Genomic DNA, 18,645 nt, shown 5'->3' on the forward strand with positions numbered 1-18,645 from the left:
GCCCGGGGAGGATTTCGTTTATATGGATATTTTAGTGGTTGGCGGCGGGGGCCGGGAGCATGCGATCATCTGGAGTCTGTCCCAAAGCCCCAAAGCCGGTAAAATCTACTGTGCACCCGGCAATGCCGGGATCGCGCAGCTTGCTGAATGTGTGCCGATCGGCGTGTTCGAATTCGACAGGCTGACTGCCTTTGCCAAGGAGCGTGAGGTTGGTCTTGTAGTCATTGGACCGGATGATCCGCTCGCGGCAGGTATCGTTGATGCCTTTGAAGCGCAGAATATTCCTGTGTTCGGCCCGCGAAAGAATGCCGCTGAAATCGAAGGCAGCAAAACGTTTATGAAGGATCTGCTGCACAAATACAGCATCCCGACAGCAGCCTACGAGAAGTTCAGCGGTTATGAAGCAGCACTTGCTTATTTGCGCGCACAGGAGCTGCCGATCGTCATCAAGGCCGACGGCCTGGCTGCCGGCAAAGGCGTTACCGTAGCTTATTCGCGTGAAGAAGCCGAGCAGGCGCTGCGTGATATTATGGTGGACAAGGTATTCGGAGAAGCCGGTGCGCAGGTAGTCATCGAAGAATTCCTCGCCGGGCAGGAAATGTCGATTCTTGCGTTTGTTGACGGTGAAACGGTGCGGCCAATGGCGGCGGCGCAGGATCACAAGCCGATATTCGACGGCGACAAAGGACCGAACACCGGTGGAATGGGCACTTATTCACCTCTGCCGCACATTGCTGAGGATATTATCCGCGAGGCGGTGGAAACGATCATCGAGCCAACGGCCAAAGCCATGGTGGCCGAAGGCCGCCCTTTTAGCGGCGTATTGTTTGCCGGGCTGATGATTTCACCGGATGGCAAGCCGAAGACGATTGAGTTCAATGCCCGCTTCGGCGATCCCGAGACGCAGGTCGTACTGCCTAGGCTGAAGAGTGATCTGCTGGAGATTTTTCTGGCTGTCACTGAAGGCAGGCTGGCGGATATTGAGATTCAGTGGAGCGATGAAGCGGCTGTATGCGTAGTGCTGGCTTCAGAGGGTTATCCGGGTCCTTATCCTAAAGACGTGCCTATCTCCGGTCTGGAGAGCAGCCAGGACGCGCTGATCTTCCATGCCGGGACGGCACGCGGCGAAGATGGAAGCTGGGTTACGAATGGCGGACGGGTGCTTGGTGTTGTCGGCAGGGGCGCGAGTATTGCAGATGCCCGTGCGGCCGCATACGCCAGTGCAGAAACAATATCTTTCCAGGGAAAGCAGAACCGCAGTGACATCGCCATGAAGGCGCTCATCTGAGGATAAAGGACTGCAACCTAGCAAATTTTTACGCTATTAGTCCCAAAAAAGGACTGACAAGTGATAGAAGAAGTGCTATAATACAATTCGTACGGGGGAAAATGTGCGGATATATACAGATAAAGGGTCTTTCCTTTCATGGAAAGGCCTTTTTTAAATTAGGTTTTTGGAGTGCCCGTGAAGTTCCCGTAATATAGAATACGTCTTGCCGGGAAATGATACTTATAGTGCAAAAGTAGCGATGCGCTTATGTGTATGGCTAGTCACAGATTTAAGGGGGAATTATTTTTGAGTAAGGTTGGAAGAAATGACTTGTGCCCATGTGGAAGCGGGAAAAAATATAAAAGATGCTGCCTTGGTAAAGAAACCTCAGCGGTTGAATCCATACTTCGGCTCGTAACAACGGAGGAGGCAGCAGCCCATGAGGCTGTAGTAACTGAACCTGTCATGAGCCCTGAGGCTTTGGAGCCTGTCCTTCGTCCAGAGAGCAAGCTTACCCTGACCAAGCTGAAAAAGATGGTAACACGCGAGCTGAAATGGGAGCATCCGGCCCACGAGCAGCTGGCGATGCAGCTTATCGAAAGCATGAGAAACCAGTACGAGCGGGAGCTGATTTTTGAAGCATTAGTGCTTTGGAACGGCTTCTCCCGCCAGACTAAACCTGCTGTGAAGAAAATGGGCTCCTTCTGTGCCGCGATCGAGTATTTACTGTCCGAGGAGTACGGCTTTATGATTTCGCAGGCTGAACTTGCAACCAAATATGAGGTTACTGCGGCTACGATTTCCCGCAAGGTTAAGGAAATGCTTAACTACGTGGAGGAATACGGCATGGGCGGCGAGTCTGACGAGCTGCTAGTGCTGAACGGTCCGGGTACTCCTAAGGAGAAAGCACAAGCCCTTCTGTATCAGGTAGCGGAAGCCACTTCTACCAAACGGCGGATTCAACTGGCTGAAGCTGCACTTGAATTATATCCGGACAATTCCGACGCTTATCTTATTCTGGCTGAGGAATCGGAGAATGAGCAGGAGGCGCGTGCCTACCTCAAAGCGGGAATTGCTGCGGGTGAGCGTGAGCTGGGGGAGCTGTATTTTAACCAAAATAAAGGATACTTCTGGGGCCTGCATGAAACCCGGCCATACATCCGCGTCTGCAAGAGCTATGCCGAGTCTTGCTGGTTCAGTGGCAACGCGGAAGAAGCGGCGCAGATGCTGGAACGCATCATGGAGCTTAATCCGGAAGACAATACCGGTGCGCGTTATTTGCTGGCGGCTGCGTACTTGTACACCAACCGGTTGAATGATGCAGAACGTGTGCTGAAGAAATACGGCAAGGATGATGCCGCGGCTGCATTTGCCTATGACCGGATTGTCCTTGAATACAAGAAGAACGGAATCACTTCCCAGCTCAAGATGCTGTACCGTGTAGCGCGTGGCGTGAACAAGCATGTGCCGGATTATTTACTGGGCGTGAAGCGGCTGCCGCATAACCTGCCGGATTTTGTAGGCTTGGGAGATTCTAATGAAGCGATTGAATATGTCATCATGCACTCCCGTTTATGGGCCAGCATGCCGGACCTGCTCAAGTGGATGCTGAAGCAATAGTTCATCATATGATGTATACCGGACACAGCCGCTCAGGCTGTGTCTTTTTTAATTTATAGCGGAAGTTCTCTGAAAAAAATTTTCACCCGGAAAAAGAAATACTCTTCTAAAATACTTAAATGAGGAGGGATAAGAGTGAAGGAAGCGGAATGTTTGAAACAACGCATTGAACAAGCCCGGTATAAGCTGAATAAGTTGGAAAATCAATATACTCTGGGCCATCCCGCCGTGCTCCATCAATCGATGGTGCTCGACGAACTTATAAATGAATACAACAGGAGTTCTGGCACGCGTACAGCCATGAAATCGTTCCATAGCAACAATGAACCTGTAAACGAGGAGCTTTGGCCTACCCACTCCCTGCGTCTCCGGTTTGTCTGAACACAGAAGGATTAAAAGTTAAAAGTTATAAAAACTTGCGTGGTTGCGGCAAATCGTTTGCACAATTTTCGAAGTATCATCTGGTGCCGCAACTGCAATCCTCTCCCAGCGCTAAGCTTTAAGAATAAATCGGATCACCTCCCTCTTCACTCTCTATTTACCCCCCCCCTTTCTGATATAAATCCTCACATAAAAACCGACGAAATCCTTGATATCAGCATAAATAGGGTCGAATTACGCATTTTTACATAAAAATGTGTTTTTTATTCTGCTATTTTGTGAAAATACCTGACATGGACACAGTTTTTTCACAGCTCCAGGTAAAACGTTAAAGGGATAAAGGGATTTTTTGCAGAAATAAGTCGAAAACAAGGAAACATTCATAGAGAGAGTATTGTCGGCCCATATTTTATGGAAGGCGGGAGTCCTATGGCACTAAGAAAAAATAAGGAAGAGAAGATCAAGAACGGGCTGCAGCCTGAGCTTAAGGTTGTGGAGAAGAAGGAGCCGGATCACCCGGCTGTACAGGAAAAGAAGGTAAGCGGGCTGTTCTCCGCATTGCGTTCAATGATTCGAGCCTTTAGCAATATGGGTATCCGCGGCAAGCTGTTTTTGTCCGTGATTTTATCTGTCGTTGCTATTTTCGTTATTGTATCGGTTGTGATCTACAGCAATGCGAAACAAATTATTGTAGATGATCTGAACAGCTCGCTGACCTATGAGAAGGAGAAAATCAGTGTAAAGGTCAATGATCTGCTTCAGCCCGCTATGAACAGTGTGGAGCTGCTCAATGCCAATGCTTATGTCCGTGACTTTATCGATCGGGCAGACTCCGGGGATACACTTAAGACGACAAACGGCTATACTGAACTGATCCGTACACTTAATCTGATTAAGGACAACAACAAAAACCTGCTGAACGTATATGTGGGACTGGATGCGTTGAACAAAGTAATTACCCAGGATGAGTTTGAACCTCCGGCAGATTTTAATTTGAAGGAACGCGACTGGTACGCGGTGACGGCCAAGAATAACCGTGTTACAGTTACAGACCCTTATATTGATGCCGGCTCGGGCAAGATGGTAGTCAGTGTCAGTGCGCCGATTCTGAATGATGCCGGCAAGCTGATTGGAGTGGCGGGAGCGGATATCTCCACGGAGCAAATAACACAGGCGTTGAGTGCTTTTAATTATAAGGGCAGCGGTTTTGCCGTACTGATTGATAAGACCGGTACGTTCATCTATCATCCGGACAGCGATAATATTCTGCTGAAGAAGATGGGCGATCTTGGCGAGGACTGGAAAGCAGTCGGTGAAAAAATGACTGAGTGGGGCTCCAATGTCATCCAGACGGATATCGACGGAAAGGCAAGCTATGTATCCTATTCCCCTGCGGTGGAGAACCAGTGGTCGGTAGCGCTGATTGTTCCTGAAAAAAATGCGGAGAAGGAACTGCAGATGTTCAAACTGATCTTCATACTCTCCATCATCGCTTCTATAGTAGTGATGTCCGTGCTGCTCTATTTTGTCTCCAACAGCATTCTGAAGCAGATTCCGATCCTGACTACTGCTTTCCAGAAGGCGATGTCCGGTGATTTGGCGGTACGGGCCAAGGTTACAGCCAAAGGAGAAATCGGGGTATTGGCGCACGGCTTCAACGAGATGATCTCTTCGCAGCAGGCGCTGATTCAGGACATTATGGGCAGCTCGCAGAGCATTTCGGGTGCTGTAGACAATACGGAGAGAAATGTATCTGCGCTGGACGGAAGCATCTCCGAGATCTCGGCTATAACGGAGGAATTATCGGCTGGAATGCAGCAGACGGCAGCCTCTATGGAGGAAATGAACGCCAGCACGAATGAGATCGGGCATGCGGTCAGCGGCATTGCCCGCAAAGCCCAGGAGGGCGCTGATGCTGCCAGAGCGATCAATGAGCGGGCCGAACGGCTCAAAGAGGGGGCGTTCCGCTCGCGGAAGCAGGCGGATGAGATGTATGGAGAAAGCGAAGAAAAGCTGCGGAGCGCGATAGAGCAATCGAAATCCATTTCACGGATTGGCGCCTTGACTAGTGCGATTCTGGAGATTGCTGCCCAGACCAACCTGCTGTCGCTGAACGCCTCGATTGAAGCAGCCAGAGCGGGAGAAGCAGGCCGGGGATTCGCTGTTGTGGCGGAGGAGATCCGTAAGCTGGCCGACAACTCGCGAGACACGGTGACTGAGATTCAGGAGGCAACGGAGGCCGTAGTTAGAGCGGTGTCCGGCCTGGTGGAGGGGGCGGAGAGTATGCTGCGCTTTATGGACCAGCAGGTGCTGCAGGACTATAATTCCATGCAGGAGACAGGCCGTCAGTATAGCGAGGACGCCAAATATATCGATGAGCTGGTAACGGACTTCAGCGCCACCTCCGAGCAGCTGCTGGCTTCCATCCAGAGTATGCTCACCGCAATCAGCGAGACCAGCAGTGCCACGAACGAGGGAGCTGAGGGCGCGGGGAGCATCGCTGCCCAAGCCGAGCAGATTATTGGCAAATCCGGGGGCATCGTGGCCGAGATGGAAGAAATCAAACACAGCTCCGCCCAATTGCTGACAACGGTATCCAGATTCAAAGCCTAACTGCCGAACTAGGCCGTATATAAAAGGTATTCATGTGTTGCCCGGAGAGGACAATGCTTGATAAAATGTCCTTGGAAGAGTATGTTACAAGAAGCAAATAGATTAGATAGAGACAGTGAGGCGAGGAATTGATGAGAGAAGGCGAAAACCGGATCGTAGGAATGGAAGATATTGTGCGGGCACACCATGTGCTGCGGGAGGTTATCGTCCGTACACCGCTGCAGCTGGATGCGGTGTTGTCGGCCAAATACGGCTGCAATGTGTATTTGAAACGTGAGGACTTGCAGATTGTCCGTTCTTTCAAGATTCGCGGCGCGTACAATATGATTCGCAGTTTGTCTGCGGAGGATAGAAGCAAGGGAATTGTCTGTGCCAGCGCGGGAAACCATGCGCAGGGCGTGGCGTATTCCTGCAAAGCACTAGGCATTAAGGGCAAGATCTATATGCCAACCACGACCCCCAACCAGAAGATCAAACAGGTCCGGCGGTTCGGCGGTGAATATGTTGAGGTTATTCTGAAGGGGGATACCTTCGACGATGCGTATGATGAAGCCTTGCAGGCTTGTATAGATCACGGGATGACACTGATCCATCCCTTCGATGAGCCGCGTATTATCGCCGGCAACGGGACGGTTGCCATGGAGATTATGGAAAGTTTGGACAAGCCGGCGGACTTCATGTTCGTTACCATCGGCGGGGGCGGTCTGGCTGCTGGTGTAGCTACCTACGTGAAGACTGTAAGCCCGAATACCAAGGTGATTGGTGTAGAGCCGACCGGTGCGGCTTCCATGAGTGAAGCCATGAACAACGGGGCTGTAGTGACCCTTGAAGAAATCAATAAGTTTGTGGACGGCGCAGCTGTGAAGCGTGTCGGCGGACTTACCTATGATATTTGCTCCCGGCATCTGGATGACGTTATTAAGGTACCGGAGGGCAAGGCGTGCACGACAATTCTGGAGCTGTACAACGAAAATGCCATTGTCGTTGAACCGGCAGGCTCGCTGCCCATGGCTGCGCTTGATCAGTACCGTGATCAAATCCGCGGCAAGACGGTGGTCTGCATCGTGAGCGGCGGCAACAATGACATTGACCGGATGCAGGAAATTAAAGAACGGTCATTGATTTATGAAGGTCTGAAGCATTACTTTATGGTCAACTTTCCGCAGCGGGCCGGTGCATTGCGTGAGTTCCTGGCCGAGGTGCTTGGGCCTAACGATGATATTACACGGTTCGAGTATACGAAGAAGAATGACAAAGAGAACGGCCCGGCGCTGGTCGGCATCGAGCTTCTGAACACAGATGACTACGCTCCGCTGATCGAACGGATGCAGCAGAAGGGTCTTGATTATACCGAGATCAACAAGGAGCCCAATCTGTTTAATATGCTGATTTAAACAGGGAAACACGGTTTACCGGTATCTATGCAAAATGCCCGCCCCCGAAACAGCAGGGGCGGGCATTTTTGCATAGTTCAGGTGAGGGGGACTTCTGTCTTCAGATACTGCTGGACACCTTCATCAAGCTTATAGCCATTCTCCTTCAACAGCTTCATAAGGCCATCCAGCTTCTGGAGAAATTGACTGCTGCCGTTGTGCTTGGCCAGTATGCTGCTATAGGCTTTCTGGGCTTCCAGATCCATCTCCAGATTGTCATAGTGGAAGAGCGGCGTATTGTTCTGCCCATAGAAAGTATCGCCAACATACATGGAATACAGCGACTTAACTGCCGCGATCCGGTTGGATTTGGGGTAGGACAGGGTGAACTCTTCCTGGGACAGCGCCCGGGCAGCCACATCCGTCCAGGAAATCACAAGGCCGTTGTCCTTGGATGAAGGAAGCTCCGACTCGATGGCCATAATCGTAATATAATCGCGGATGTCATCCGTAACATACATTTTATATCTGCGGTAGGTTGAATAATCGATGATTGGAAAAAAAGTCCCTTCCGCATTCTCCAGCTTGTAGCCGCTCTCTCCGGCGCTCTTCAGCAGGCTGCTCAAGGCAGCATCCTCTGTACTCTCGGCAAGCTTGGCCATGCTGCTGCCCTCTTTGTAGATGGAGGTGAGTTTTCGCTGGATTTCGTTGCTGCTGAATTTGCTCTCCCAGGATTGCAGCAGCGATTTTTGCAGATTCTCCAGCCTCAGGGTCATTAATGCCGCCTGATAGGGGGTGACTGAGTAAATGTTGCTGTTCAGGTAGCTGATTCCCTGATGAAGCGTGCTGGAAGATTTCAGCAGCGACAAGGTCGTTTTATAGACCGCCTCGGCATGTTGCTTCTTAGCGGCTTCAGTTACCACCGATTTGGAGGCTCCGGCAGATGCAGCGGCTGATCCTTCCGCCTGCACGGGTGCAGCGAAGCCCGGCTGGATTCCCAGTACTGCAGCAATAACCGCGGTTAGTATGATGTGCTTCTTCATGGAAGTTCCTCCTGTTTGGTCGGAAGTAGAATAAGAAATCTATGATCTGAAGAATATAAGTTTTAGTCCAAGCCCTCCGCCCAGACACAGAATCAGGCTCACCCAGGGGGAGATGGAGATGACCGGAAACAAGTTTTCGAGGAATGCCCCGGCAAATACGGCGATGATGACGATAACGACATAGACGCCCAGCCCTTTGAGATCAAAGGGTTTAGGTTTGGGGGCATCGCTTTCGGACAGGGAAGACAGCCATTTCATAAGCAGTTCAATGATAACCACGGACCCTGCGCCTACGAGGAGAATCGTAAACAGGCTGATCTGGCTGAATATGCCTGCTGACCCGGTGATCCATAACAGGATGAGCCCGGCAATTGCGAGTACAGCGAACAGACTGGTCAGAGATGCCCAGGATATCATCAAGTAATAGTTCCACTGGCTGCGCACAGGCCGTTTAGGAATGCTGTCTATGATCTCCCGGAAATAATCTCCCGGCTGCTCTCCGAATATTTGCTTGGCATCTTTGCCTTTACTCTGTTCCCGCAGCATAAGGTTTGCTGCTTCCAGCAGCAGTTCCTCCGCGCGGACGGCTTCTACCCGGCTGCTCCGCATCTCCAGAATCATATCTTCCATATAAGAGCGGTTAGAGGGTGTCATCTGCTCGCGCAGAACGTTATTTTGTTTAATCATAGCTTTGACTTTCATAGTATGGATGTAAACCTCCAGTAGTCTTGATCGAGATAGCCTATAACCTAGAGTATACGGTTGGGCGGCTGTTGTGTGCAAGGACATCCATTTTGCCTGTCCCGTGAATAATCCTTTTGGAAGAGTGAACACTGATAAGGAAGTTTGAAGTTGCTTCACCAAATACAGCTTATAGGAAGGCAGGCAGCGTTATGGGGCATGAGAAAAAAGAAGAACCAGGCAAATTCATGGGTGACGGCTTCGCGCCTGTGCAGGCTAATGAAGTGGGCGATTGGGGCAATTCCGACGGCTTCAGCCTGTGGGACGCAGCGGGGCAGGACCAGGATAACGGCCTGGAGGATTGGGAAGGCAGACGGGAAACCCATGATATGTTTCACGACAGCTACGATTGAGTGAGTTTTGCGGGCAGGGGCCTCTTTTGTTCCTTTGGGAGCGGAAGGGGCCTTTTCGGTTATTATTGATTTCCGCTGGCTTCTTGTTGACAATAATAACGTAAACCGTATAATAAAGATATAAATCACACTAAATTAATCGGAATTATTATACTTTGGAATAGCTTTACTTTTAGAGGAGGATAAGGCCATGGAACGGAACATTATTATCCGGCATAACCAGGAGGAGCTCACAGCAAGCATACATTATCCATCGCGTGAAAAGGGGGGCAGCGGCCGCTGCAAGGACCGTGTGCCTCTGGCGGTTATTTGCCATGGTTTTGTAGGCAGCCGGATCGGCGTTGACCGGATCTTTGTCAAGGCAGCCCGTGAATTGGCGCAGGACGGATATATGGTGATCCGCTTTGATTATGCAGGATGCGGAGAGAGCACCGGGAATTACGGCAGCGAGGATATGGAATCCATGATTGCCCAGACCCGGGCCGTGCTTGATTACGGGATCGGTTCTGCTGATGTGGATCCGCAGCGCGTTACGCTTATCGGACACAGTCTCGGCGGTGCCGTAGCTCTCTTGACCGGAGTCCGCGACCGGAGGGTGAAGAATCTGGTCCTGTGGTCTGCTGTCGGCTATCCGTTCAATGATATCGTAAAGATTGTAGGAAGGGAAGCTTATGACCGGTCGGTGAAGAGCGGGTCGTCCGATTACGCCGGATATACGTTTACGCCGGTATACTTCAACTCGCTGGCTGCTTTCCAGCCTTTTCAGGAGGCCGGGAAGTTCAGTGGAGATGTGCTCGTTATTCATGGCACCTCCGACGATGTCATTCCGGTTGATTATGCCTTCCTTTACCAGAAGCTGTTCTGGACCCGTCCGGAGGGGCGCTGCGACAAGGAGATCATTTTTCAGGGAGACCATACCTTTTCCTCAGGCCCGGCGCAGGAGCAGGTGCTGAAACGGACCCGGGAGTGGATGAACCAGCAGGAGCATCTGCAGCAGGAATGGCAGAACTGGATGATATAGGTGATATGTAGCATTAGCAATAACTGTGATTTAGCGGTAAAATAAAGGGGCACACCATATACTGGGTTATGGAGGTTGGCACCCTATGAAATTACCGGCATTTTTTATTGCGCACGGTTCTCCGCTCCTCGCTCTGGAGGATAATGAGTACACGCGTTTCCTGGAGCGGCTTGGTCAGGATCTGGGGAAGCTCCGCGGTATTGTAGTTTTCTCCGCGCATTGGGATAGCCCTGAGCAGCTGATTACAGTGGACGCACAGCATGAGACGCAGCATGATTTCTATGGATTTCCGGAAGAAATGTATTCGCTGACCTATCCTGCCCCGGGTGATCCCGCACTCAGCAACCGTATTTCCGAGCTCTTCAAGGAGAATAATCTCGCCCATCAGCCTGTTCTGGGGCGCGGCCTTGATCATGGCGTATGGGTGATCCTGAAGAAGATGTTCCCGCAGGCCGATATTCCGGTAGTGGCCTTATCCGTCGATTCTTTGCGCTCTCCCGAGGAGCAGTATACTATCGGGCGAATGCTGGCTCCGCTGCGGGATGAGGGAATACTGCTGATCGGAAGCGGAGGATTAGTCCACAATCTGCGGCTGCTCAAGCAGGATGATACACCCGAGCAATGGGCGCTCGATTTCGATGCGTGGGTTGCCAAAGGACTTGCGGTATGGGATCTGCCGTCTTTGTTCGCATACGAGAAGCAGGCACCGCATGTGCGCGAAGCGGTTCCGTCTTATGGAAGGGAACATTTTGTTCCGCTCTTCTATATTATGGGCGCCGCAGATGAAGGCAAGCGGGCACAACTGATGATTCAGGCGTATCAATACGGAACGCTCAGCCTGAACTGCTGGATGGTAGACTAGCGCAAATTCATACAATAAACATAGGATACAGCCGATAGCGGGCTGTATCCTTTTTTGCGGGTGAAGAAGGCAGTGTGCAAGACAAATCTGCTAGCCTGTGATTAAATGGAAGAAACGCGATACGGGTTTTGTGTGAATTTTGTACGAAGTGAATTCAAAGAAGTAAAGCTACAAAACTTTAAGCACATGCTTTCGAAGCCAGTTTTGTACGGAGTAGAGTCTATGAAGTTAAGCTCACAAAACTTTTAGGAGGAACAACAAGTTTATGACCATGAACCGCTATTCTTCCCGTCTCATATCCGGCCTTATGCTTACTGCACTGCTGCTCTCAGCCTGCGGAACACCAAGCGCGGAGAATCCACCTGCCCCGTCCCCGTCGCCAACACTGTCTCCGGTGCCAACGGCTTCCATAGAGCCGTCGCCGACAACCGATCCTGCTAACACGGGGCAGTTGTCCGGATTGACCGGGCTTCCGGTGCAAGGTGAGCTGCTGAGGCCTTTGGCTGTAATGATCAATAATGCACCCGCTGCCCGGCCGCAGTCCGGTATCAGCGAAGCGGACATTCTGTACGAAGTGTTGGCCGAAGGCGGAATTACCCGGCTGATCGGGATCTTCCAGAGTCATACCGGAGTCGTCAAAATCGGACCTATCCGCAGTATCCGCCCTTATCTGATCGATATCGGTGAGAGTTATGGGGCGGTCACGGTACATGCCGGCGGCAGCCCCGCTGCTTATGCGATTCTGCAAGGTCAGAAGAAGGAGGATATGGATGAGATCGGCCGGGCCGGTGCCTATTTCTGGCGGGACAAGGAGCGCAAAGCTCCGCATAACCTCTACAGCAATGCAGCTAAGCTGCGGGAGGGTGCCGGAAAGCTGGGGTATGCGGAGAAAGCCCAGGTTTCCGGGTATCCATTCACCGATCCCGATTTCTTGCCGACTGAAGGTGAGGCTGCTGTGGAGTTAAATGTAAACTTTCTGCTGACGAGTTATAACGTAGGTTATAAATATAATCCCGAGACGCGGACCTACCTGCGCTGGGTGAACGGGAAGCCGCATTTGGATCTGAATAATGCCAGTCCTGTGGAAGCGGCGAATGTCATGGTAATTGGATCGGACCATAAGGTGCTGGATGATGTCGGCAGACTGCAGATTGATGTGGAGCTGGGCGGCGAAGCGCTGCTGTTTCAGCGCGGGCAGGTGATCAAAGGCAAATGGTCACGCAAGCCGGACGATGTCATCCGGTTTGTGAAGAGTGACGGGACAGAAGCGCTGATGTATCCGGGCGTCACACATATTCTGATCGTCCCTAATGCGCCAGCCTTCAGCAGCCATGTGAGCTATACAGCGGTTCCAAGTACAACGTGATTCCAAACCTGGAAAATGGCTGTTCAGAGAATTATTTCTGTTATTACTGGGAATTGTTAATATAGTGTAAAAAAGTTCGTTCTTTTTACTTCTATCCCTTCTATTGATATGATAAGATAACAAGGGTTGTCATTCATTTTCATGCTGTTTACATATGAGTGGCTTCAAGTTTTCACGGCAATTTTATGTAAAGGGGTTTAAACTAATGAAGTTTAAAAAAAAGGACATTTTCTTTGAGACCCTGGAAAATATGGCTGACACCATTGTCCAGGCTGCGGATTACTTCGCTCAGAATATTACAACTCTCCAGGAGAATGTCGAAAACTTCGCTGCGGTGATGAAGAAGTACGAATCCCAATGCGATACTTACACGCACACCGTTATTAAAGAGTTGAACAAGACCTTCATCACGCCGCTGGAACGCGACGACATTATGGACTTAATTACCAGTATGGACGATGTCATTGACGGCCTGGAAGCTTCGGCCTCGCGTTTCTATATGTATAACCTGCTGGACCCTGATGAATATATCGTTCAATTCGCGGAAATTCTGCGCCAATCTGCCTATGAAATCCAAAAAGCCGTTCATTTGCTGTCCCAGAAGAAACTCCTGGCGATTCGTGAGTATACCATTCGTCTGAATGATCTGGAGAATCAAGGGGATGAAGTGCTTCGCATTTGCACCAAAGCCTTATTCGAGACCGTAAAAGACCCGATTGAGCTGATCAAGCGCAAAGAGCTGTATGAGCGGTTGGAGACGACCACGGATAAATGTGAAGACGTAGCCAACATGCTGGAATCGATCATCATGCGCAACTCATAAGGGGCTCTGAAATATGGAAACATCATTATTTATGCTAGGTTTTGTTATATTTCTCGCGCTTGCGTTCGATTTCATCAACGGCTTCCATGATACAGCCAACGCAATCGCCACCTCCGTCTCCACACGGGCGCTAAAGCCGCGTACCGCTATCATTATGGCGGCGTCGATGAACTTTGTAGGGGCTCTGATGTTTACAGGAGTAGCCAAGAAGATCGGCGGCAGCATTACCGACCCTACCTTGCTAGATAACGGGATTGATATTGTTATAGCTACCCTGATTGCCGCGATTATCTGGAATCTGGTTACCTGGTGGCTGGGGATTCCTTCTTCTTCTTCACATGCACTTATCGGAGCACTGGCCGGTGCTGTATATGTAGGGGCCGGTACGGACCACATCAAATGGAGCGGTTTTGTTGAGATTGTGGAAGGATTGATTTTCTCCCCGCTCATTGCCTTTGTCATTGGTTATATTGTTATGACGATACTGAAATGGATCTTCGCCAAACGCAGTCCGCATACGGTGAATAAAGGCTTCCGCTCGATGCAGATCATTACAGCGGCGCTGCAATCCTTCACGCACGGCACGAATGATGCCCAGAAGGCGATGGGGATTATCACCTTTGCGCTCGTGACTTCGGGACGTCTGGAGACTATGGAGGTTCCGCTGTGGGTTAAGATTGCTGCAGCTACGTCGATGGCACTTGGAACGTCGATTGGCGGCTGGAAGATCATTAAGACGATGGGGACCAAAATTTTCAAAATCGAGCCGATCAACGGCTTTGCAGCGGATATATCCGCGGCTTCTGTTATTTTCTCGGCCACACTGATGCATTTGCCGGTAAGTTCAACGCATGCCATTACATCCTCTATTCTTGGTGTAGGCTCTGCCAAACGCTTCTCCGCTGTGAAATGGGGAGTTGCCGGACGGATTATCGTCACCTGGTTTATTACAATTCCGATCAGTGCAGTGCTGGCGGGAGTTATCTTCACAATTTTCTTCTAGAGCACGGTATGAAGATGTCACGGAAGCCACGGATGGCTGCGGACATCTTTTTTTGTTGTCTTTTTAGATGAATGGAATAGGATCAGAACGGAGACACCGAAAGGTGTCTTTTTATATTTCAAGAGAGGAATGTCACAAAAAGTAACGCAATCCCGATAAAATGCATTAATCAGAGGTAAAAGAAAAGGAAATATATCACGTTTAAAAAAGAAAATGACATGAAAAATTTGTGATTCGCGTAGTATTATGTAGGATTTCGTAGTCTTTAAAGTAAGGTGTGTTTTAAGTGTTACCATAGCTGACAGAGAACGGTTCAAAGATTGTGCAAGAACTTAAAAAGCGTGGCAAAGGAGGCCTGTCGTTGATCGACTTTCATCAAGTAGACAAACATTACGGACATTTTCATGTACTGAAAGCAATCGACCTGCATGTTCAGGAAGGGGAAGTGGTTGTCGTGGTCGGTCCTTCCGGCTCCGGTAAAAGCACGATGCTGCGTTGCATTAACCGGCTGGAGACGATTACGAGCGGCGGATTGACCGTGGACGGGATAACTGTAAATGAACGCAAGACGGATATCAATAAGCTGCGCAAAGAAATTGGAATGGTGTTTCAGCATTTCAACCTGTATCCGCATAAAAAGGTGATCGACAATATTACACTGGCACCGATCAAGGTGCTTGGGCTTTCCAAGGCGGAAGCGGAGAAGACAGCGATGTATTACCTGGAAAAGGTAGGGATTGCCGATAAAGCTCTGGCTTATCCGTCCCAGTTGTCAGGCGGCCAGCAGCAACGTGTGGCAATTGCCCGGGGACTGGCGATGAAGCCGAAAATAATGCTTTTTGACGAACCGACATCCGCGCTGGATCCGGAAATGGTTGGTGAGGTGCTGGACGTGATGCGGACGCTGGCCCGTGAAGGCATGACGATGGTTGTGGTCACCCATGAGATGGGGTTTGCCCGCGAGGTTGCGGACCGGGTTATTTTCATGGATCAGGGACAAATCGTAGAAGAAGCGGAGCCGGAGCAGTTCTTCGCCAGCCCGCAGGAAGAGCGGACACGCACATTTCTCAGCCGTGTATTAAGTCATTAACCAAATAGACAGCAATAAGGGGAGGAAGAGAAATGAAAATGTCCAAAAGCTTCAAACGGTTAAGTGTGCTGATGATCGCTGCCGCCCTGTTCGTAATTGCCGGATGTGGCAACAACAATGTGAACAGTAACAATGCTGGCGGCGGCAACAATGCTTCAGGGGGATCTACCGATTCCAAAGCCATTGCCAAGATTAAGGAACGCGGCAAGCTGCTGGTAGGTGTGAAATACGATACGAGACTGTTCGGACTGAAAGATCCGGGATCGGGCAACGTGGAAGGCTTCGACATCGACATTTCCAAGGCCATTGCCAAACATATCCTCGGTGACGAGAACGCAATTGAACTGAAGGAAGTAACCTCCAAGACAAGGATTCCAATGCTGAACAATGGTGAGATCGATATGGTTGTTGCTACCATGACCATCACCGAAGAGCGCAAGAAGGAGGTTGACTTCTCCGACGTTTATTTCCAAGCCGGACAATCGCTGCTAGTAAAGAAGGGCAGTACGATCACCGGTCTTGAGGATGTAACGAAGGATACCAAGATACTCGGCTCCAAGGGTGCAACCTCGATCAAAAACATTAAAGAGAAGGTTCCGGGTGTAACTGTACTGGAATTTGATAACTACCAGGATGCGTTCAGCGCCCTGAAGGCGGGTCAAGGGGATGCGCTAACAACAGATGATGCCATCCTGTATGGTATGGCTTCGCAGGACCCGGGCTTCGAGGTTGTAGGCGAACCGTTCACCGACGAACCTTACGGCATTGCGGTACAGAAGGGCAACACCGATGTAGTTCAAGCCATTAATGATACCTTGGACGGACTGAAAGCAAGCGGTGACTATGCTGCCATCTATACGAAGTGGATCGGTAAAGCTCCGGCAAAATAAGGAGGGTCAGGCATCTTTGACATCATGCTCTACATTCACCATTGGTCCTTGCATGAACGGTAGCCGTCCTTTAAAGGGCGGCTCTGCCGTTTCTGCCTGTAAGATCAAACGGATGATGAACGGGGCAAGTGAGCAAGCATCTTTAGGCAAGGGTAGGTGAGATCCATGGATTTTACGATATTAACCGATTATTTCGGCCAGTATATGGAGGGCTTCAAGGGCACTTTACTCTCCAGCGTACTCGCTCTCCTCGGCAGCTTTCTGGTGGGTACAGTGATTGCCGTCTTCCGCATTACACCGGTGAAGGGGCTGCGCTGGTTCGGAACGGGCTACGTCGAGTTTATCCGTAATATTCCGCTATTGCTCGTGGTGTATATTTTCTATTACGGTCCTTCTGCACTGGGATTCACACTTGATGGCTTCAAGGCAGGAACTATCGGCCTGGCCGTATACACCTCAGCCTTTATCGCCGAGGCGATCCGCGCCGGAATCTTGGCTGTTCCCAAAGGGCAAATGGAGGCCGCACGTTCGTCCGGACTCAGCTACATACAGACTATGCTGCATGTCATTCTCCCGCAGGCGATTAAGCTGGTCATCCCGCCGCTTGGCAACCAGTTTATTAACCTGATTAAAAACTCCTCGGTGCTGACCATCGTCGCCGGTCTTGATTTGATGTATTTTGCAGATAGCATTTCAACTGAAACATACCGCACATTCGATACCTACATTTTCGTAGCATTGTTTTATCTCGTATTGACTCTTCCGCTTAGCTACGGCGTGCGGGTATGGGAGCGCCGTCTGCAGCGCAATTACTAGAATAGGATGTTTTATGGGGTGAATTATTAGTTGTTACCAGTCCGCGAAGCGGCTGTAAGGTTTGCGGTTTAGGGTTTAAAGTTTTTACAGTCCGTGAAGCGGCTGTAAGGTTCGCGGTTTATGTATTAAGGTTCGTAACGATGAGAGAAGGCCGGGATAACAGGCCTTCGATCAATGGCTCGCGATCTTAGCTTTGCTTGGCGAAGCTTTGAATTCCAGTTGATAAGAAGGAATGAATGGAGAGAGGGTTTGGCGCTGTGGGGGGCGGAAGCGGTAGTGCCCGCCTGGAAGCCTAAGCTATACCGGATAAATAATGATGAAGATAAGCAGGCATAGAGAAGGTGAAAGTAACGGAGGGGAATTTTGGAACTGGAGGAGCGTTAGCGTCCGCCTTTATGTTTGGATTTCTACCGCAGCCAGCGGTTCAAATCAGGAAATCCAAACATAACAGCGGCCGGAGGTCCAACATTCACCGCAGTTACCCGTCACCGGATCGATTCCAAGCCCGCATCTTTAGAATCCATGCATCCAGCATAGCCCCAGCCTCCAGCCAGCTACCGCATCACGTTCCCCACTCCAAACCCTACGGACAATCATCCGTCCGTATATCAACATTTCAACACTTCCCATGCAAAGCACCTAAGGAGGGTTACTATTTTGGATTTTACCGGCGCATACTCCATTGATAATTTAAAGTTTCTGCTGGATGGGCTGTATATTACGCTCATCGTGGCTTTTGTATCGATCATCCTGAGCTTTGTCATTGGCTGTATTATGGGAGTGATCCGTTATTCGGAAGTGCCGGTATTGTCGCCGGTAATGTTCGTACTGGTGGAGCTGATCCGTAATCTGCCGCTGCTGCTGATTATTTTCTTCATCCGTTTTGCGCTGCCGGAGGTGGGGATCAAGCTGGGATTGATCACGGCGGCTATTGCCGCATTAACGATATTTGAAGCTGCAATGATTGCTGAGATTGTGCGCGGCGGATTAACCTCGATTGACAAGGGGCAAATTGAAGCGGCGCGATCCTCCGGACTCAGCAATTTCCAGACCTTATGGCATATAGTGCTGCCTCAAGGATTGCGGCGTATGGTTCCGCCTCTGGTAAGCCAATTCATCTCACTGCTAAAAGATACCTCGCTCGCAGTTGTGATCTCTTTGCCGGAGCTGATGCATAACGCCGGGATTGTCATCGGGCACGGCTACAGCTATGCAATTCCTACGTTGCTGCTCGTAGCACTGATTTACTTTGCAGTCAATTTCCTGCTGTCGATCCTCTCGCGAAGATTGGAGAATAAAGTGGTCTGACGGACAGGGATCGTGTACTTTAGCGTAGGAAAGCAGAGGCGGTTATGGTAGTATAATTGTCAACATCTTTGG

At 50.3% G+C, this 18,645-nt stretch carries 17 protein-coding genes; 15 read left to right on the forward strand and 2 right to left on the reverse strand.

From position 1 onward, the window contains the following. Positions 1-22: 22 nt before the first annotated feature. The 5 genes from purD (at position 23) to ilvA (ending at position 7,278) form a co-directional block, all read left to right on the forward strand. Positions 23-1,288 (forward strand): phosphoribosylamine--glycine ligase, encoded by a 1,266-nt coding sequence (purD, locus tag MHI45_RS22270; protein ID WP_038585689.1) that lies wholly within the window; start codon positions 23-25, stop codon positions 1,286-1,288. Between the two features lie 288 nt (positions 1,289-1,576). Next, positions 1,577-2,890: an SEC-C metal-binding domain-containing protein gene (locus MHI45_RS22275; RefSeq protein ID WP_076110174.1), complete on the forward strand. Its 1,314-nt coding sequence runs from the start codon at positions 1,577-1,579 to the stop codon at positions 2,888-2,890. 153 nt (positions 2,891-3,043) lie between these two features. Continuing rightward, complete coding sequence (locus MHI45_RS22280) at positions 3,044-3,271, forward strand: aspartyl-phosphate phosphatase Spo0E family protein (protein ID WP_306080819.1); 228 nt, start codon at positions 3,044-3,046, stop codon at positions 3,269-3,271. A gap of 429 nt (positions 3,272-3,700) precedes the next feature. Next, complete coding sequence (locus MHI45_RS22285) at positions 3,701-5,884, forward strand: methyl-accepting chemotaxis protein (RefSeq protein ID WP_076110176.1); 2,184 nt, start codon at positions 3,701-3,703, stop codon at positions 5,882-5,884. 131 nt (positions 5,885-6,015) lie between these two features. After that, entirely contained in the window at positions 6,016-7,278 is a 1,263-nt protein-coding gene (gene ilvA, locus MHI45_RS22290) for a threonine ammonia-lyase IlvA (protein WP_076110177.1), read from the forward strand. A gap of 77 nt (positions 7,279-7,355) precedes the next feature. Here ilvA and MHI45_RS22295 read toward each other — a convergent pair whose 3' ends face one another. Together MHI45_RS22295 and MHI45_RS22300 are read right to left on the reverse strand one after the other, a co-directional pair. Continuing rightward, a complete protein-coding gene (locus MHI45_RS22295) occupies positions 7,356-8,300 on the reverse strand; it encodes a hypothetical protein (protein WP_083675563.1) in 945 nt (314 codons plus the stop codon). Positions 8,301-8,339: 39 nt separating this feature from the next. Then, positions 8,340-9,002, reverse strand: a complete 663-nt coding sequence (locus MHI45_RS22300; protein WP_076110178.1) for a DUF1129 family protein — start codon at positions 9,000-9,002, stop codon at positions 8,340-8,342. A gap of 191 nt (positions 9,003-9,193) precedes the next feature. Between MHI45_RS22300 and MHI45_RS22305 the strand changes: the two genes are divergently transcribed. From MHI45_RS22305 to MHI45_RS22350, 10 genes are all read left to right on the forward strand, one after another. Beyond that, positions 9,194-9,394, forward strand: coding sequence for a hypothetical protein (locus MHI45_RS22305; protein WP_076110179.1), 201 nt, complete (start codon positions 9,194-9,196; stop codon positions 9,392-9,394). 190 nt (positions 9,395-9,584) lie between these two features. Beyond that, positions 9,585-10,415: an alpha/beta hydrolase family protein gene (locus MHI45_RS22310; protein ID WP_076110180.1), complete on the forward strand. Its 831-nt coding sequence runs from the start codon at positions 9,585-9,587 to the stop codon at positions 10,413-10,415. A gap of 85 nt (positions 10,416-10,500) precedes the next feature. Next, positions 10,501-11,277: a DODA-type extradiol aromatic ring-opening family dioxygenase gene (locus tag MHI45_RS22315; RefSeq protein ID WP_076110181.1), complete on the forward strand. Its 777-nt coding sequence runs from the start codon at positions 10,501-10,503 to the stop codon at positions 11,275-11,277. A gap of 265 nt (positions 11,278-11,542) precedes the next feature. Then, entirely contained in the window at positions 11,543-12,643 is a 1,101-nt protein-coding gene (locus MHI45_RS22320) for a DUF3048 domain-containing protein (protein ID WP_076110182.1), read from the forward strand. Positions 12,644-12,848: 205 nt separating this feature from the next. After that, positions 12,849-13,466, forward strand: a complete 618-nt coding sequence (locus MHI45_RS22325) for a DUF47 domain-containing protein (protein ID WP_038585709.1) — start codon at positions 12,849-12,851, stop codon at positions 13,464-13,466. Between the two features lie 13 nt (positions 13,467-13,479). Beyond that, positions 13,480-14,469, forward strand: coding sequence for an inorganic phosphate transporter (locus MHI45_RS22330; RefSeq protein ID WP_038585711.1), 990 nt, complete (start codon positions 13,480-13,482; stop codon positions 14,467-14,469). 361 nt (positions 14,470-14,830) lie between these two features. After that, positions 14,831-15,559, forward strand: a complete 729-nt coding sequence (locus tag MHI45_RS22335; RefSeq protein WP_038585714.1) for an amino acid ABC transporter ATP-binding protein — start codon at positions 14,831-14,833, stop codon at positions 15,557-15,559. A gap of 38 nt (positions 15,560-15,597) precedes the next feature. Then, on the forward strand, positions 15,598-16,449 hold the full coding sequence (locus MHI45_RS22340; RefSeq protein WP_076110305.1) for a glutamate ABC transporter substrate-binding protein: 852 nt from the start codon (positions 15,598-15,600) through the stop codon (positions 16,447-16,449). 165 nt (positions 16,450-16,614) lie between these two features. Continuing rightward, positions 16,615-17,265, forward strand: coding sequence for an amino acid ABC transporter permease (locus MHI45_RS22345; RefSeq protein WP_076110183.1), 651 nt, complete (start codon positions 16,615-16,617; stop codon positions 17,263-17,265). A gap of 657 nt (positions 17,266-17,922) precedes the next feature. Continuing rightward, positions 17,923-18,573 (forward strand): amino acid ABC transporter permease, encoded by a 651-nt coding sequence (locus MHI45_RS22350; protein ID WP_038585720.1) that lies wholly within the window; start codon positions 17,923-17,925, stop codon positions 18,571-18,573. The last annotated feature ends 72 nt before the right edge of the window (positions 18,574-18,645 follow it).

This window comes from Paenibacillus sp. FSL H3-0321, assembly GCF_038002865.1.
Taxonomy (GTDB): Bacteria; Bacillota; Bacilli; order Paenibacillales; family Paenibacillaceae; genus Paenibacillus_AQ.

What these genes read in the sequence shown, in the direction of transcription:
- purD (WP_038585689.1), top strand. Translation starts at nt 23, where the DNA reads ATGGATATTTTAGTGGTTGGCGGCGGGGGCCGGGAGCATGCGATCATC.
- MHI45_RS22285 (WP_076110176.1), top strand. Translation starts at nt 3,701, where the DNA reads ATGGCACTAAGAAAAAATAAGGAAGAGAAGATCAAGAACGGGCTGCAG.
- ilvA (WP_076110177.1), top strand. Translation starts at nt 6,016, where the DNA reads ATGAGAGAAGGCGAAAACCGGATCGTAGGAATGGAAGATATTGTGCGG.
- MHI45_RS22295 (WP_083675563.1), bottom strand. Translation starts at nt 8,300, where the DNA reads ATGAAGAAGCACATCATACTAACCGCGGTTATTGCTGCAGTACTGGGA.
- MHI45_RS22300 (WP_076110178.1), bottom strand. Translation starts at nt 9,002, where the DNA reads ATGAAAGTCAAAGCTATGATTAAACAAAATAACGTTCTGCGCGAGCAG.
- MHI45_RS22305 (WP_076110179.1), top strand. Translation starts at nt 9,194, where the DNA reads ATGGGGCATGAGAAAAAAGAAGAACCAGGCAAATTCATGGGTGACGGC.
- MHI45_RS22310 (WP_076110180.1), top strand. Translation starts at nt 9,585, where the DNA reads ATGGAACGGAACATTATTATCCGGCATAACCAGGAGGAGCTCACAGCA.
- MHI45_RS22315 (WP_076110181.1), top strand. Translation starts at nt 10,501, where the DNA reads ATGAAATTACCGGCATTTTTTATTGCGCACGGTTCTCCGCTCCTCGCT.
- MHI45_RS22320 (WP_076110182.1), top strand. Translation starts at nt 11,543, where the DNA reads ATGACCATGAACCGCTATTCTTCCCGTCTCATATCCGGCCTTATGCTT.
- MHI45_RS22325 (WP_038585709.1), top strand. Translation starts at nt 12,849, where the DNA reads ATGAAGTTTAAAAAAAAGGACATTTTCTTTGAGACCCTGGAAAATATG.
- MHI45_RS22330 (WP_038585711.1), top strand. Translation starts at nt 13,480, where the DNA reads ATGGAAACATCATTATTTATGCTAGGTTTTGTTATATTTCTCGCGCTT.
- MHI45_RS22340 (WP_076110305.1), top strand. Translation starts at nt 15,598, where the DNA reads ATGTCCAAAAGCTTCAAACGGTTAAGTGTGCTGATGATCGCTGCCGCC.
- MHI45_RS22345 (WP_076110183.1), top strand. Translation starts at nt 16,615, where the DNA reads ATGGATTTTACGATATTAACCGATTATTTCGGCCAGTATATGGAGGGC.